10 protein-coding genes are annotated in these 15,919 nt (G+C 74.1%); 9 read left to right on the top strand and 1 reads right to left on the bottom strand.

Annotation, left to right across the window (positions count from 1 at the left end):
* Nucleotides 1-378: 378 nt before the first annotated feature.
* The 3 genes from smc to ACTEI_RS37520 all read left to right on the top strand — a co-directional run bounded on the left by smc (nt 379) and on the right by ACTEI_RS37520 (nt 5,433).
* Nucleotides 379-3,975 (top strand): chromosome segregation protein SMC, encoded by a 3,597-nt coding sequence (gene smc, locus ACTEI_RS31375; protein WP_122980943.1) that lies wholly within the window; start codon nt 379-381, stop codon nt 3,973-3,975.
* A gap of 24 nt (nt 3,976-3,999) precedes the next feature.
* Entirely contained in the window at nt 4,000-4,614 is a 615-nt protein-coding gene (locus ACTEI_RS31370; protein ID WP_122980942.1) for an HAD family hydrolase, read from the top strand.
* Nucleotides 4,615-4,707: 93 nt separating this feature from the next.
* A complete protein-coding gene (locus tag ACTEI_RS37520; RefSeq protein WP_164466199.1) occupies nt 4,708-5,433 on the top strand; it encodes a hypothetical protein in 726 nt (241 codons plus the stop codon).
* On the opposite strand, the gene ACTEI_RS31355 is transcribed toward ACTEI_RS37520, so the two are convergent.
* Nucleotides 5,384-7,111: an alkaline phosphatase D family protein gene (locus ACTEI_RS31355; protein WP_122980940.1), complete on the bottom strand. Its 1,728-nt coding sequence runs from the start codon at nt 7,109-7,111 to the stop codon at nt 5,384-5,386. The genes ACTEI_RS37520 and ACTEI_RS31355 overlap by 50 nt on opposite strands.
* Nucleotides 7,112-7,254: 143 nt before the next feature.
* On the opposite strand from ACTEI_RS31355, the gene ftsY reads away from it, so the two are divergent.
* From ftsY to ACTEI_RS31325, 6 genes are all read left to right on the top strand, one after another.
* The gene (gene ftsY / locus ACTEI_RS31350; RefSeq protein ID WP_122980939.1) at nt 7,255-8,460 is read left to right on the top strand and encodes a signal recognition particle-docking protein FtsY; all 1,206 of its coding nucleotides are present in this window, start codon (nt 7,255-7,257) and stop codon (nt 8,458-8,460) included.
* 39 nt (nt 8,461-8,499) lie between these two features.
* Nucleotides 8,500-9,297 (top strand): aminoglycoside phosphotransferase family protein, encoded by a 798-nt coding sequence (locus ACTEI_RS31345; protein WP_122980938.1) that lies wholly within the window; start codon nt 8,500-8,502, stop codon nt 9,295-9,297.
* 282 nt (nt 9,298-9,579) lie between these two features.
* Nucleotides 9,580-10,890 carry an ammonium transporter gene (locus ACTEI_RS31340; protein ID WP_280525902.1) on the top strand — a complete coding sequence of 437 codons (1,311 nt, stop codon included), beginning with the start codon at nt 9,580-9,582 and terminating at the stop codon, nt 10,888-10,890.
* 35 nt (nt 10,891-10,925) lie between these two features.
* A complete protein-coding gene (locus ACTEI_RS31335) occupies nt 10,926-11,264 on the top strand; it encodes a P-II family nitrogen regulator (RefSeq protein ID WP_187645849.1) in 339 nt (112 codons plus the stop codon).
* Between the two features lie 4 nt (nt 11,265-11,268).
* Entirely contained in the window at nt 11,269-13,554 is a 2,286-nt protein-coding gene (locus ACTEI_RS31330; protein WP_122980935.1) for a [protein-PII] uridylyltransferase, read from the top strand.
* Nucleotides 13,555-13,586: 32 nt separating this feature from the next.
* Nucleotides 13,587-15,896 (top strand): glycosyltransferase family A protein, encoded by a 2,310-nt coding sequence (locus ACTEI_RS31325; RefSeq protein WP_122980934.1) that lies wholly within the window; start codon nt 13,587-13,589, stop codon nt 15,894-15,896.
* Nucleotides 15,897-15,919: the final 23 nt, after the last annotated feature.

Genomic DNA, 15,919 nt, shown 5'->3' with positions numbered 1-15,919 from the left:
TTTTGTCCGACTTCGGGCCACGGAACGGCCCGGCCACGGATTCCGGTCGCTGTGAAATACGCAACGCTCATCGGCTGCGGCCTATGGCCACCGGAAAAGGCCTTCCGGGTACGAACCGGTGGCCCCGTCCGCAGGCGCGGCCGCGCCCCGTGCGAGCCCCGCCCGACGCCCGCGCCTCCGCACCGCGACGGTCGCCCGGACCGCCCCGTGCACACCGGCCCCGGCCTGGGAGAACGGCCCGGGTAAGGGGCGGCCGGCGGCGAACCCGGCGGATATTCTGAGCGGCCGGATGCGCCGGGCGCGGCGTACCGCTGCCCAGCCCGGCCCCGGCGGGTAGCCTGCCACCGGAGCAGACCACCCGCCGACCCCCGGAGATCCGTGCACCTCAAGAGCCTGACGGTCAAGGGCTTCAAGTCCTTCGCCTCCGCGACCACGCTGCGGCTGGAGCCGGGCATCACCTGTGTGGTGGGGCCGAACGGATCCGGCAAGTCCAACGTCGTCGACGCCATCGCCTGGGTGCTCGGCGAGCAGGGCGCGAAGGCGCTGCGGGGCGGCAAGATGGAGGACGTCATCTTCGCCGGCACGGCCGGGCGGGCGCCGCTGGGCCGGGCCGAGGTGACGCTGACCATCGACAACAACGACGGCGCGCTGCCGATCGACTACACCGAGGTCTCGATCACCCGGCGGATGTTCCGGGACGGGGCCAGTGAGTACGAGATCAACGGCAATTCGTGCCGCCTGCTCGACATCCAGGAGCTGCTGAGCGACTCCGGCATCGGCCGGGAGATGCACATCATCGTCGGCCAGGGCCGGCTGGACGCGATGCTGCACGCCAAGCCGGAGGACCGCCGCGCCTTCATCGAGGAGGCGGCCGGGGTCCTCAAGCACCGCAAGCGCAAAGAGAAGGCGATCCGCAAGCTGGACGCCATGCAGGTCAACCTGAACCGGCTCACCGACCTGACCGCCGAGCTGCGCCGCCAGCTGAAGCCGCTGGGCCGGCAGGCCGAGGTGGCCCGGCGCGCCGCCGGCATCCAGGCCGACCTGCGCGACGCCCGGCTCCGGCTGCTCGCCGACGACCTGTTCACGCTGCGTACGACGCTGGACCGGGAGATCGCCGACGAGGCCGCGATGCGCGACCGGCGGGCCGAGGTGGAGGCGGAGAACCGCGAGGTGCAGCGGATGCTGGCCGACCTGGAGCTGGCGCACGCCGAGGACGCGCCGCTGCTGCAGGCCGCGCAGGACACCTGGTACAAGCTGTCCACCCTGCAGGAGCGCTTCCGCTCCACCGAGCAGCTGGCCACCGAGCGGCTGCGGCACCTGGCCGCCACCCCGGACGACGAGCGCCCCGGCCGTGATCCGCAGATGCTGGAGGCGGAGGCCGAGCGGGTCCGCGAGCAGGAGGAGGAACTGCGCGAGGCGCTCACCGAGGACCAGATGCGGCTGGCCGAGGCGGTCGAGCACCGTCAGGAGCTGGAACGCCAGCTCGCCGCCGCGGAGGGGGAGCTGCGCGCGGCCGCGAAGGCGATCGCCGACCGCCGGGAGGGCCTGGCCAAGCTGGTCGGCAACGTGAACGCCGCCCGCGCCCGGACCAGCAGCGCCGCCGAGGAGATCGAGCGGCTGGCGTCGGCGCACGAGGACGCGCTGATGCGGGCGGAGGCGGCGCAGGCCGAGGTCGACCTGGTCGCCGCGGAGTCCTCCGAGGCCGACCGGGACAACGCCGACCTGGACGCCCGGCACGACGAGGCGGTCGCCGCGCACGACCGGGCCGCCGCGGTGGTCCGCGAGCTCTCCGACGCCGAGCGTGCCGCGGAGAGGGACGCGGCCGGCCTCAAGGCCCGCGAGGAGGCGCTCGCGCTGGGCCTCAAGCGCAAGGACGGCGCGGGCGCGCTGCTGGCCCGCTCCGGCGAGGTGCCGGGCCTGCTCGGCAGCCTGGCGTCGATGCTGACCGTGCGTCCCGGCCACGAGGCGGCGCTGTCCGCGGCGCTGGACACGCTCGCCGACTCGGTCGCGCTGACCGGGCTGGACGAGGCGGTGGAGGCGGTCCGTACCCTCAAGATCGCTGATGCCGGGCGGGCCGCGCTGGTCATCGCGGCCCCGGCCGGGCCCGGCCTGCAGGGCCCGCGGGACAGCCTGCGCCCGGCGTTGCCGGAGGGCGCGCTGTGGGCGCCCGACGTGATCGACTGCCCGGAGCAGATCCGCCCGGCGCTCAACCGCGCCTTGCGTGACGTGGTGCTGGTTCCCGACCTGGCGGCGGCGGTCGCGCTGGTCGCGGGCAACGCCGAGCTGCGCGCCGTGACGCCGGACGGCGACGTGCTCGGCGCGCACGCGGCGGCCGGTGGTTCGGCGAAGGCGACCAGCTACATCGAGGTGCAGGCGGCGGTCGACGAGGCGCGGGCCGGCCGGGTCGCCGCCGAGGAGCGCATCGCCGCGCTCAAGGAGCAGCTGGCCGAGGCGCGTGACCGGGTGGCCGAACTGAAGCAGGCGGTGACCGCGGCCGCCCAGGCGAAGCGGGCCGCCGAGGGGGAGCGCAACGCGGCCGCGCGGCGGCTGGCGGAGCTGGGGGCGGCCGCCCGCTCGGCGAAGGCGGAGAGCGAGCGGCTCGGCGCGTCCCGGCAGAAGGCCGAGGCGGCCCGGGAGGCCGACCTGATCCGGGTGGCCGAGCTGGAGGAGCGGCTCCGGCTGGCCGAGGACACCCCGATCGACGAGGAGCCGTCCACCGAGGAACGCGACCGGCTGGCCGCGCTGGTGCCGCAGGCCCGGCAGAACGAGATGGAGGTGCGGCTGTCCGTGCGTACGGCCGAGGAGCGGGTCTCCTCGATCGCCGGCCGCGCCGATTCGCTGCTGCGCCAGGCCAACGCGGAGCGGCAGGCCCGGGAGCGGGCCGCGGCCCGCCGGGCCGCCCGGGCCCGGGGCGCGGAGATCGCCCGGGCGGTGGCGCTGGCCGCGGCGACCGCGCTGGCCCGGGTCGCGGTCTCGCTGGCCGCCGCCGCCGAGGAGCGCGACCGGATCGCGAGCCAGCGGACCAGCCGGGAGGCCGAGCTGCAGGAGGTGCGCTCGACGGCGAAACGGCTGGGCGCCGAGCTGGAGCGGCTGACCAGTGAGGTGCATCGGGACGAGATGGCCCGCGCCGAGCAACGGATGCGTATCGAGCAGCTGGAGGCCAAGGCGGCCGAGGACTTCTCGCTCGACGTCGAGACGCTGATCCGCGAGTACGGCCCGGAGCAGCCGGTTCCGCCGACCCAGGCGGAGGTGGCCGCCGCGGAGAAGGACGGCAAGCCGGCTCCCGAGCCGGTTCCGTTCCACCGGCCCACCCAGGAGAAGCGGGCCAACAAGGCGGAACGTGACCTGACCCTGCTCGGCAAGGTCAACCCGCTGGCCCTGGAGGAGTTCGCCGCGCTGGAGGAGCGCTACAAGTTCCTCTCCGACCAGCTGGAGGACCTCAAGGCCACCCGCAAGGACCTGCTCACCGTGGTCAAGGACGTGGACGACCGGATCCTGGAGGTGTTCACCTCGGCGTTCGAGGACACCGCCCGCGAGTTCGAGACCGTGTTCCAGGTGCTCTTCCCCGGTGGCGAGGGCCGGCTGGTGCTCACCGACCCGGAGGACATGCTGACCACCGGCGTCGAGGTGGAGGCCCGCCCGCCGGGCAAGAAGATCAAGCGGCTGTCGCTGCTGTCCGGCGGCGAGCGCTCGCTGACCGCGGTGGCCATGCTCTGCGCCATCTTCCGGGCCCGCCCGTCGCCCTTCTACATCATGGACGAGGTGGAGGCGGCCCTCGACGACGTCAACCTGGGCCGGTTGATTACCCTCTTCCAGCAACTGCGGGAGAAGAGCCAGCTGCTCATCATCACCCACCAGAAGCGGACGATGGAGGTCGCGGACGCCCTCTACGGCGTCACCATGCGAGCCGGCGTCACGCAGGTGATCAGTCAGCGGCTGAACCCCGATGCCGCCGCCGAGCGGACCGAAGGCTGACCTGATGCGGAGGACTAGGTAGAGATGCGCGACCGCGCCCGGGCCCTGTTGATCGACCTGGACGGCGTGCTCCGCCGCTGGGACCCGGCCCCGATGATCGCCGTCGAGGTGAGGTACGGCCTCAAACCGGCCTCCCTGCTGGAGACCTCGATGTCCTGGGACATCTACCGCCCGGCGATGGCCGGGGAGATCTCCGACGCGGAGTGGATGAGCCTGGTCGCCGGCCGGCTGCCGCTGGACGCGGCGGAGGCGGCCGCGGCGGTCGCCGAGTGGCAGGCGTACCGGGGCGAGGTGGACCCGGAGGCGCTGGCGTTCGTCCGTGGCGTGCGCGCCGCCGGGCGCAAGGTCGGGCTGGCCACCAACGGCACCGACCGGCTCCGCGGGGATCTGGACGCGCTCGGCCTCACCGGCGAGGTGGACGTGATCCTCAACTCGTGGGACCTGAAGACGCACAAGCCGGCGCCGGAGTTCTTCGAGCAGGCCTGCCAGGGGATCGGCGAGCTGCCCAAGCACGTGCTGTTCGTGGACGACGACGACCGGGCGATCCGCGGGGCCCGGGCCGCCGGGCTGGCCGGCTACCGGTGGAGCGGGCCGCAGCACGTGCCGTACCTGCGGAAGGCGCTCGATCTCCCGGATTGATGCCGGGTCGGCGATCGGGACCGGTCTCGCCAGCCGGGGCCGTCCAGGATGGGCGACGTGCCACCGCGGCACGCCTGCCCCGAAGGGATCGTCATGTCAGCTGTGGCCAAGATCGGCCTGCTCGCCGGCGGTTGCGCCCTCGCCCTGAGCGTCGCGGCCTGCTCCTCCTCCGACGACGCCGGGCCCGCGGCCGGCGCCGCGCCCGGCGCGACCCCGGCGTCGAGCGGTGCGCCCGCGTCGAGCAGCGCCCCGGCGTCGAGCGGCGCCCCGGCGCCGAGCAGCTCGCCGGTCAGCGGCGGCGCCCCGGCGGCGACCACCGCCCCGGCCGGGATCGCGCCGGTCGGCCCGGGCGCGGCCGTGCGGGCCGACCGCCAGCTGGTCTTCGCCACCGTCCGGTCGGGTGGCCGCAAGATGCTGACGGTCGGGTCCGCCGGGGTGGTCACCCTGACCGACCACCTCAGCGACCGGGCGCTCTTCGTGCCCGCGCCGGTCCAGGCCGGCGGCGACCGGTATCTGCTCAAGACCGCCAAGATGATCAAGGGTGGGGAGGCCTGGTGCCTGTCCGTCCACTCGCCCGGCGGGGGCGCGGCGCTGGACCTGAAGATCACCGCGTGCGATGCCGGCAAGGCCGACCAGGTCTTCACCTTCCCGAAGACGCCGGACGGCAAGGGACGGCTGATCGAGGTCGGCGGCCTCTACGCGTTCGCCGAGGGCGGCGACGACCGGGTCGTCGTCCAGGAGAGCGGGGAGGGCGACGCGATGAGCGCCTTCACCGTACGGGATCAGGGGCGGTCGACGATCCCGCGCCTCGGCGACTGACCGGGCGGTAGTCGGCGGCGGCGACCTCGTGCAGGCGCCCGTCCCCGGTGGTGCCCTCGATGCGCGCGCTGGCCGTGGTCCCGTCCAGGGTCAGCGTGCCGATCGCGTTGCCGAAATACGGACCGGACAGCCGCTTCCACCGGATCGCCGGTTTGGCCACCCCGGCCGACCTGGCGAGTCCGCGGGCCACCCGGGCCACCGGCGGCAGCCAGCTGACCCGCATCAGCGGCCGCAGCGGCAGCGGCACCTCGTTGTGGATCGGCGAGCAGGTGAGCTGCATCACCGGGGTCGCCATGGCGTGCCCGAAGTCGGCCCGCGCCACGTACGAGTGGTGCACGTCACCGGAGAGCACGCTGATCGAGGCCGGCGCGGCGTACGCCCCGCCGGCGCCGACCCGGTGCCCGGGCGCCGCCACGCCGCCCTCCCCGAGCCGCCGGAACAGCTCGCCCAGCGCGGTGAACGAGCGGGTGAACGCGGCCCAGTGCTCCAGGTCGAAGGCGCGCCGCAGCTTCTCGCCGAACGCCGCCCACCGGGGCCGGCGCGACTCGGCGACCCGCTCGTTCCACGCTTCCAGGTGGTGGATGGCGGGCGGCATCAGCCACGGCAGCGACGAGCCGACGACCAGGTGGTCGTACTCGCCGTGGGCCTGGTCGAGGAACCACTCCCACTCGGCGGGCGGCAGCATCGCCCGCGCGCCCGGGGTGAGCACCCGGTTGCACCGGTTGTCCAGCACGACCAGGCGGGTACGGCCCAGGTCGAGGGCGAAACTCCACCGGTACGGCCGGTCGGTGTTCTCCGCCTGCTCCGGCTGGTCCACCCGGCGGCCGAACTCGCGCAGCAGGTCGGTGGCGTCCCGGGCCTCGGACACCTTCCGGAACAGCGGGTCGGCGGCCAGCTCGTCCGGGCTCAGGTTGCCCAGGTGCTGGTAGACCCAGTAGGAGCCGAGGCCACCGGCGATCCGCTCGGACCACCACGCCTGGCGGGCCATGTCGGCGCGCCAGGACGCCGAGGTGTTCCAGTCGTCGATCAGCTCGTGGTCGTCGAAGATCATCACGCTGGGCACCGTGGAGAACAGCCAGCGCACCTCCGGGTCGCGCCAGGACTCCAGGTAGAGCTTGGTGTACTCCTCGAAGGTGATCACCTGGTCGGCCGGGCCGTCCTGGCCGGCCGGGCGGCTGCGGCGCAGGAAGCGGCGCACCTTGTGCGAGGTCTCGTCCGCGTAGACCTGGTCGCCGAGCAGGACCAGCAGGTCCGGGCGGTGCTCCGGCTCGGCCATCAGGCGCCGGGCGTACGCGTCCAGCGCGTCCGGGGGAAGGTGCCGGCCGGTGGCCTGCGGGGTGCCCCGGCGGCAGGAGCCGAAGAGCAGGCTGACCGGCTGGTCGGCGTCGTCGGCGGCCCGGGTCCGGATCACCGAGGGCGGGTACGGCGAGCCGGCCGCCGGCCAGACCTGCTCCTCGTCCAGGTACACCCGGTAGGCGTGCGCGGCGTGCGGGGCCAGGCCGCTGACCACGACCAGGGCGTAGTGGTGGCCGTACGCGCAGAACGTGGCCGCCGACCCGGCGGCCCCGCCCCCGGCCTCGATCCGTACCCGTGCGGGGGCGCTGGTCTCCACCCAGATGGTGGCGCGGTCGCCGACGACCCGGCGCAGCACCGGTCCGATGAGCAGTTGAGCGGTCACCGTACGGCGCCGGGGGTGTTTCGCATGGGAGAGCCTTCCACGCTGGTTCTCGGGGGGTGCTCACATACTTCCCAATCAGCGCCCGCAACCGCCAGTGCGTGGCCTCTGCCACGGCCGGACGGCGCATCTGTCAGGATTTCGGCATGGAATACGTGGTCGCCGCAGTGATCCTGCTCGTCGTCCTGATCGTGGGCGCGGTCGGGCTGGTGGTGCCGAAGATGCGCCGCCGGGAGCTCCCGCCGCAGTCCGGAGGCTCCACCACCACCCTTGAGCGGCCGCCCACGGCGCCTCCGGTCCCGGCGGAGGAGGAGCTGCCTCCGCTCATCGAGCGGGTCGAGGCGCCGGTGGTCGAGGCGCCGGTCGTCGAGCCGCCGGTGGTCGAGGAACCGGTGGTCGAGGCGCCGGTGGTCGAGACGCCCGAGCCGACCGCCGGCCGGTTGGTCCGGCTGCGCGCCCGGCTGGCCCGCTCGCAGACCGCGCTGGGCCGTGGCCTGCTGGCCGTGCTCTCCCGGGACCACCTGGAGGAGGACGACTGGGAGGAGATCGAGGACAGCCTGATCACCGCGGACGTCGGGGTCGAGGCCACCCAGGTGATCGTGGAACGGCTGCGGGAGCGGGTGCGGATCCTCGGCAGCCGCACCGTGGCCGAGGTGCGCGAGCAGCTCGCCGAGGAGCTGACCGCGGCCCTGGAGCCGGAGCTGGACCGCAGTCTGCGGACCGCCCCGCACGACGGCCGTCCGGCGGTCCTGATGGTGGTCGGCGTCAACGGCGCCGGCAAGACCACCACCTGCGGGAAGATCGGCCGGGTGCTGATCGCCGACGGCCGCAGCGTGCTGTTCGGCGCGGCCGACACGTTCCGGGCGGCGGCCACCGAGCAGCTGGCCACCTGGGGTGAGCGGGTCGGCGCCGAGACGGTCCGCGGCCCGGAGGGCGGCGACCCGGCCAGCGTGGCGTTCGACGCGGTCAAGCGGGGCATCGAGACCGGCGTGGACACCGTGGTGGTGGACACGGCGGGCCGGCTGCAGAACAAGGTCGGCCTGATGGACGAGCTCGGCAAGGTCAAGCGGGTGGTCGAGAAGCACGGCCCGGTCGACGAGACGTTGCTGGTGCTGGACGCCACCACCGGACAGAACGGCCTGGAGCAGGCCCGGGTGTTCACCGAGGTGGTGGACGTCACGGGTGTGGTGCTCACCAAACTCGACGGCACCGCGAAGGGCGGCATCGTCATCGCGGTGCAGCGCAAGCTGGGTATTCCGGTCAAGCTGGTAGGTCTGGGCGAGGGCCCGGACGACCTCGCGCCGTTCGAACCGGCGGCCTTCGTCGAAGCCCTGCTCGGCGAGACCGCGTAGGCTCGCTTTGTTTCGCGGGTATATCCAGGGAGGCTGTGGGTGACGCAGGAGCCGCTGCGCGAGATACCGCTGCACGGTGGCAACGTCAGCACGGTGTCCCGGATCGGTGACACGGTCCGGCGTAACGCCGGGCCGTGGACGCCCGCCGTCCACGCGCTGCTCAACCACCTGGAGCGGGTCGGGTTCACCGGCTCGCCGAGCGCGCTGGGCATGGACGAGAAGGGCCGGGAGGTCCTCACCTACCTCGACGGCGAGTGCGGGGAATATCCGCTGGCCCCGCACTGGGTGACCGAGGAGGCGCTGGTCACCGTCGCCACCATGCTGCGGATGTTCCACGACGCGCAGTACGGTTTCGTGCCCCCGCCCGGCGCCGTCTGGCGCTCGTTCGGGCCGCCGCCGCCGGACACCGAGGTGATCTGCCACCACGACGCCGCCCCGCACAACGTGGTCTGGCGGCCGGACGGCACCCTCGCCCTGATCGACTTCGACCTGGCCTCGCCCGGCTCGCGGATCTACGACGTGGCGTACGCGGCGTGGACGTGGGTGCCGCTGTTCAGCGACCGGGACTCGTACACGCTCGGGTGGAAGCGGCCGAACCGGCCGCGGCGGCTGCGGTTGTTCGCCGACGCCTACGGGCTGATCCCGCGCGACCGGCACCGGCTGGTCCGGACCATCCGGAAGCGGATCGTCGACCACGTCGAGGGCATCCGCCGGATGGCGGCCGCCGGAGACCCGGCATTCGTCCGCATCGTGCACAAGGGGCATCTGCGTCGGCCGATGCGTGATCTGCGCCTGCTCGATTACGAGCGGCACACGCTGGAGTACGCCCTTCGTTGATCATGGTCACTGGGCGAATGGCCATTCTGCCAGTTCACCGGAGATCAACTAACCGATTGTGAGAGTTTCTTCACACGTCGGAAACAACCCGTGACGCCCCGGAAATCGCGCGTAGACCATGCGCGAAACAGCCGACCGGAACGCTCTGCCTCGAGCCGGCCGACAGGCGATGCAGCCCTCCTCGGTCAGGTGTGAAGACACTTAATTCCGAGAGGAGGCAGCGTGGAGATCGATACCGGCAACACCGCCTGGTTGCTCCTGTCGTCTGCGCTCGTTTTGCTCATGACCCCGGGCCTGGCGCTGTTCTACGGCGGCCTCAACCGGTCCAAGGGCGTCCTCAACATGATGATGATGAGCTTCTCGTGCATCGGACTCATCTCCGTGCTCTGGGCGCTCTACGGCTTCAGCCTCGCTTTCGGGGCCAGCGGCAACGCGACCCTGAACAACTTCATCGGCAACCTCACCCAGTACGGCGGCACCGGCACCGGCTGGGCGGCCGACATCTGGGGCACGACCGGCATCCCGGTCTACGTCTTCATGGCGTTCCAGATGATGTTCGCCGTCATCACCGTCGCCCTGATCAGCGGCGCCCTCTCGGACCGCCTCAAGTTCGGCGGCTGGGTCCTCTTCGCCATCGGCTGGTTCACCGTCGTCTACGTCCCGGTCGCGCACTGGGTCTGGGGCGGTGGCTGGATCGGCGCCAAGCTGCACGCGCTCGACTTCGCCGGTGGCACCGCGGTCCACATCAACGCCGGTGCGGCCGCTCTCGGTGTCGCCCTGGTGCTCGGCAAGCGGATCGGCTGGCCGCGGGAGAACATGCGGCCGCACAACGTGCCGTTCGTCGCCCTCGGCGCCGGCCTGCTGTGGTTCGGCTGGTTCGGCTTCAACGCCGGCTCCGAGCTGACCGTCGACAGCACCACCGGTGTCGCGTTCGTCAACACCCAGCTCGCCACCGCCGCCGCCCTGGTCGGCTGGTGCGTCGTCGAGTGGATCCGGGACCGCAAACCGACCCTGGTCGGCGCGTCCTCCGGCGCGGTCGCCGGCCTGGTCGCGGTGACCCCGGCCTGCGGCTTCATCGCCCCGCTGCCGGCCGTGCTGCTCGGTCTCATCGCCGGTGTGGCCTGCGCCCTGGCGGTCGGGCTGAAGTACCGGCTGGGCTACGACGACTCCCTGGACGTGGTCGGCGTCCACTTCGTCGGTGGCTGGATCGGCTCGCTGTTCATCGGCTTCTTCGCCACGACCGACGTCAACGGCGCGATCACCGACGTGCTCGGCGCCAAGGAGGGCCTCTTCTACGGCGGCGGCGCGGGTCAGCTGTGGAGTCAGTTCGCCGGCAGCGCGGTGGTCACCGTGTACTCGATGGCCGTCGCGGCCGTGATCGCCCTGGTGCTGAAGGCGGTCAAGCTGCTGCGTGTCAGCCCGGAGGCGGAGATCGGCGGCATCGACATCGCCGACCACGGCGAGACCGCGTACGACCTGACGCCGGCCGCCGGTTCCGGTGGTGGCGGCGCCTTCGCCATGGCGGGCATCGCGCCGGGCAAGGCGGTCGACGCCGACGGCAAGGCCGACGCCGGCCAGAAGGTCGCCGGTTAATCTCTCTCATGGCTGCTGGAATGGAAGGACTGAGCATGAAGCTGGTGACCGCGGTCATCAAGCCGTACCAGCTCGACGCGGTGAAGGAGGCTCTGCACGCGCTCGGCGTCGCCGGGCTCACCGTGAGCGAGGTGCAGGGATACGGCCGGCAGAAGGGACACACCGAGGTGTACCGGGGCGCCGAGTACACCGTCGAGTTCCTCCCGAAGATCAAGGTCGAGGTGATCACGGACGAGATCGACGTCGAGAAGATCGTCGATGCCGTGGTGGCCGCCTCGCGGACCGGCAAGATCGGTGACGGCAAGGTCTGGGTGACGACGGTCGACGACGTCATCCGGGTCCGCACCGGCGAGCGCGGCCTGGACGCCCTGTAAGCACATGACGGACCCGTTGAGCGAGCCGCCCGCCGTTGCCCACGCGCAGCGACATCCCGATGGACAAGCGGGAGAAGCCGGCGGCTCGCTCGACAAGCCGCGTGACCACATCGGCGCCGCGGCGCGCGACGCGCGTGCCGCGGCGCACGACGCCTGGCTGCGGGAGCTGTTCCCGAGCCACCTGGGCGGTGTCAGCCTGCTCGCGGTGGGCGGGCTGGGGCGGCGCGACTGCGCCCCGTACAGCGATCTGGACCTGGTGCTGCTGCACAACGGGACCCCCGGGATCGACCGGATCGCCTCCGCGCTGTGGTACCCGATCTGGGACGCCCGGGTCGGGCTGGACCACTCGGTGCGTACCCTGCCCGAGGCGCTGTCGGTCGCCCACGACGACGTGAAGGTGGCCCTCGGCCTGCTCGACGCCCGGCACGTGGCCGGCGACGCGGCGCTCTCCGCCGACCTCGTCGCGGCCACCGGCGACCAGTGGCGGCGCACCGCCGTCCGGCTGATGCCGCAGCTGCGCGAGCTCACCCACCAGCGCTGGGCCGGCCACGGCGAGCTGGCCTTCCTGCTGGAGGGCGACCTCAAGGAGGCGGCCGGCGGCCTGCGCGACGTCACCCTGCTGCGCGGCATCGGCCGGGCCGGGATCGCCGACACCATGCGCCCCGCGGTACGCGCCGCCACCCTGCGGCTGCTGGACACCCGGGACGCCCTGCACCTCGCGGTCGGCCGCCGGGTGGACCGCCTGGTCGCCCAGGAGCGCGCCGCCGTCGCCGGACTGCTGGAGCTCGACGATCCGGACGCGCTGCTGCGGCGGGTCTCCGGCGACGCGCGGACCGTCGCGCACGCCGTCGACGACGCCTGGCGGGCCGTCGACCGGCTGCGCGCCGGCCGCCGCCGCGCCGGCGCGCCGGCCCGTCGCCCGATCGCCCGCGACGTGGTCGAGCAGGACGGCGAGCTGGTCCTGGCCCGCACCGCGATCGGTCCGGTCCCGGACCCCAGCCTCTCCCTGCGGGTGGTCGCCGCGGCCGCCGCCGTGCAACTCCCGATCGCCCGGGCCACCTGCGAGTGGCTGGCCGCCTTCTGCCCACCGCTGCCCACCCCGTGGCCACCGGCCGCCCGGGCCGCCCTGATCTCGCTGCTCGGCGCCGGTCCCGGCCTGCTGCCGGCCTGGGAGGCCGCCGACCGGTACGGCCTGATCGACGCCTGGCTCCCCGAGTGGGCCCGGATGCGCAGCCTCCCGCAGCACCACCCGGTGCACCGGTTCACCCTGGACCGGCACCTGGTGCAGGCCGCCTACGAGGCCACCCGGTACGCCCGCGAGGTGGATCGCCCCGACCTGCTGCTGATCGGCGCGTTCCTGCACGACGTCGGCAAGGGCCTGCCCGGCGACCACAGCGTGGTGGGCGCCCCGATCGCCGCCGGCATCGCCACCCGGATCGGCCTGCCGAGCGCCGACGTGGCCACCGTGGAGCGACTGGTCCGGCTGCACCTGCTGCTGCCGGAGGTGGCCACCCGCCGCGACCTGGACGACCCGTTGACCATCTCCACGGTCGCCGAGACGGTCGGCGACCCGGCCACCCTGGACCTGCTGCACGCCCTGGCCCGCGCCGACTCGCACGCCACCGGCCCGGCGGCCTGGTCGGACTGGAAGGGCCGGCTGATGGCCGAGCTGGTCCGCCGGGTGCGCACCGCGCTCGACACCGGCGCGCTGCCCGAGCCGCCGGAACCCGACCCGGAGCTGCTCAGCGGCGCGTTGCCGGTGGTGCACCTGGACGGCGACCAGGTGTCGGTGGCCGCCGCCGACCGCCGGGGACTGCTCGCCGGGGTGGCCGCCTGCCTGGCCATGCACCGGCTGGACGTGGTGGCCGCCAACACCTCGACGGTGGACGGGCGGGCCATCGTCGAGTTCTTCACCCAGCCGCGCTACGGGTCGCCGTACGATCCGGTCGCCCTCGCCGCCGACCTGCGCCGCGTCGCCTCCGGCGACGTCTCGGTGACCCAGCGGGTCCGCGCCCGCGCGATGAGCGCCCGGGGCGGCACCGCGCAGCCGCGGGTGGTCTGGCAGCGTGCCGTGGCCACCGGCGCGGTGGTGCTGGAGCTGCGCGCGGCCGATTCGCCCGGCCTGCTCTACCGGGTGACCAGCGCGCTCGACGAGGCCGGCGCGGAGATCCGGGCGGCCCGGATCTCCACTCTCGGCGGTGACGTGGTGGACGCCTTCTATCTGGTCGGCGCGTGGGCCGAGCAGGCCGAACGGGACCGGGTGCAGCAGGCGGTGCTCGCCGCGGTGTAACGGACGCCCGCCCCGGCGCGTTGGACCGACCGATGATCGGGGACGAGGAGCCGGCGACCCTGGTCGCCGCCGCGGTACGCACTCGCGCGGTGGGCCTGCGGGACGAGCTGGCGCGCGCCGGGCTGGGCGGCGCCGGCACCCTGGCCGAGCTGCTGGCCGCCGCCCGGGCCGCCCGGCGCGGCTGGCTGCGCGCCCGGGGCCGGGCGGTGCGGCCGGACCTGCTGGCCGTGCTGGCGCAGATCATCGCGTTGCAGGAGGTCCGGCCGGCGGACCGCGCCGACGCCCTGGCGCTGTACGAGCTGATCCGCGCCGACCTGGGCGCCCGCGCGGTGCCGGCCGCCTCGCGCGCGGTCTACGCCCAGCTGGCCATGAACCCGCAGCCGGGGGTGCACCCGCAGGTACGCCACGAGATCCGCACCGACCTGGCCAACCCGTTCCTCGATCCGCGCCGCCCGGTGGGGCCGTGGCTGCGGCGGTTCGGCGCCGGGCTGCCCGAGCCGGCGATCCGGCTGGACGGCCGGGACAGCGTGCCGCCGTTCGACCGGCTGTGCACCGCCGAGCCCACTCCGGTGGTACGACCGGAACGGATCAGTGTGGTGGTGACCGCGTACCGGCCGGGGGAGGGGTTGCTGACCGCGGTGCGCTCGATCGTCCGGCAGTCCTGGCGCAACCTGGAGGTGCTGGTGGTCGACGACGGGTCCGCGGCGGAGCACGAGGCGATCCTGCGGGCGGCGGTGGCGCTGGACCCGCGGGTGCGGCTGCTGCGCCAGGCCCGCAACGCCGGGACGTACGTGGCGCGCAACGCCGGCCTGGACGCCGCCACCGGAGCGTTCGTGACCTTCCAGGACTCCGACGACTGGTCGCACCCGCGCCGCCTGGAGCTGCAGGTCGCGCCGCTGCTCGACGAGCCGGAGCTGGTCGCGTCCACCTCGGACGGCCGGCGGGTCACCGAGCACCTCACGCTCACCCGGCTGGGCCGGCGCGGCGGCAAGCTCAACCCGTCCTCGCTGCTGATCCGCCGGGACGTGGTGCCGGCCCGGGTCGGCTACTTCGACGTGGTCCGCAAGGGCGGCGACTCGGAGTACATCGACCGGATCGTCGCAGCGTGCGGCCCTCGGGCGGTGCGGCACCTGCCGGTGCACCTGGCGCTGATCCGGCTCTCCGCGGGGTCGCTGTCGCGGGCCGAGGTCCGGCCGTACTGGATCCATCCGGCCCGCGCCGTCTACCGCTCCGGCTACGCCACCTGGCACTCGCGGATCGCCGCGGGCGCCGCGCCGGCCTTCCGGCCCCGCGACGGCGCGAACCGCCCGTTCCCGGCGCCGGCGCACCTGTCGCGGCCGGCCGGCGCCCGGATCGCCGCCGCGGCGTACGACGTGGTCGTCGCCGCCGACTGGCGGGCCGTGACGGCGACCCAGCGGTCCGCGCTGGCCGAGATCGAGGCGCTGCTCGCCCGCGGATTGCGGGTGGCGATCCTGCACCTGGAGGACTGGCGGCGGCCGGCCCGAGCCCGGTTGCCGGTGCACCCCGCCGTCCAGGAACAGGTCAACGCCGGCCGGATCGGGCAGATCACCCGCACCGACCCGGCCCGCTGCGGGCTGCTGCTGGTGCGGGAACCGGAGCTGCTGCGGTTCCCGCCGGCCGGGCCGGTGGGTCTGGTCCCGCGTACCGTGCTGGTCCTCGTGGAGCGGGCGCCGGACCGCGCGACGGCGCCCTGCGCCGCGGCGGCCGAGCGGATGTTCGGCGTGCCGGCGTGGTGGTGCCCGCAGCGGCCGGAGGTCCGGGCCGCGCTGCTGCGCGAAGACCTCCCGGTGACCGGGTTCGATCTGCCCACCGTGGCCGCGGTCCGGCGCGGCGGCCCCGGGCCGGCGGGCGCCCGGCCGGTCCCGTGCCGCCCGGTGATCGGCGCCGAGGTGCACGACCGCGCGGATCTCGCCGTGCTGGACCGGCTCACCGGCGCCGACATCCGGATCCGGGTCGACGACGGGGTGCGCCTGCCCCGGCAACCGGCCGGGCGGCTGGTCTACCAGGCCGCCGATCTGGAGCCGCTGGAGTTCTACGGGCAGCTCGACTTCTCCCTCCACTTCGCACCGTCACCGGCGCAGCGGCCGGTGCTGGACGCGGCCACGATGGGCTGCATCCCGCTGACCGCGGAGCCCGGCCCGGTCGGCGTGCACTGCGCGGCCGCGGACGTCGCCGAGGTGGTGCGGCGCTACCGGACCGACCCGGTGCTGGCGGCGGAGCAGCGACGGCTGGACCGGCTGACGCTGCGCAAGGAGCACGCCCCGCGGCTGTTCGCCGAACGGGTGCACGAGCTGGCGGTGGGCGAGCGTAACGCCCGGTAGGTTGCGCCGTTAGGGCAGGGTGT

The organism is Actinoplanes teichomyceticus ATCC 31121, assembly GCF_003711105.1.
Lineage (GTDB): Bacteria > Actinomycetota > Actinomycetes > Mycobacteriales > Micromonosporaceae > Actinoplanes > Actinoplanes teichomyceticus.
Note: the sequence above shows the minus strand (reverse complement) of the source record. Positions and strands in the feature narration are given on the sequence as shown.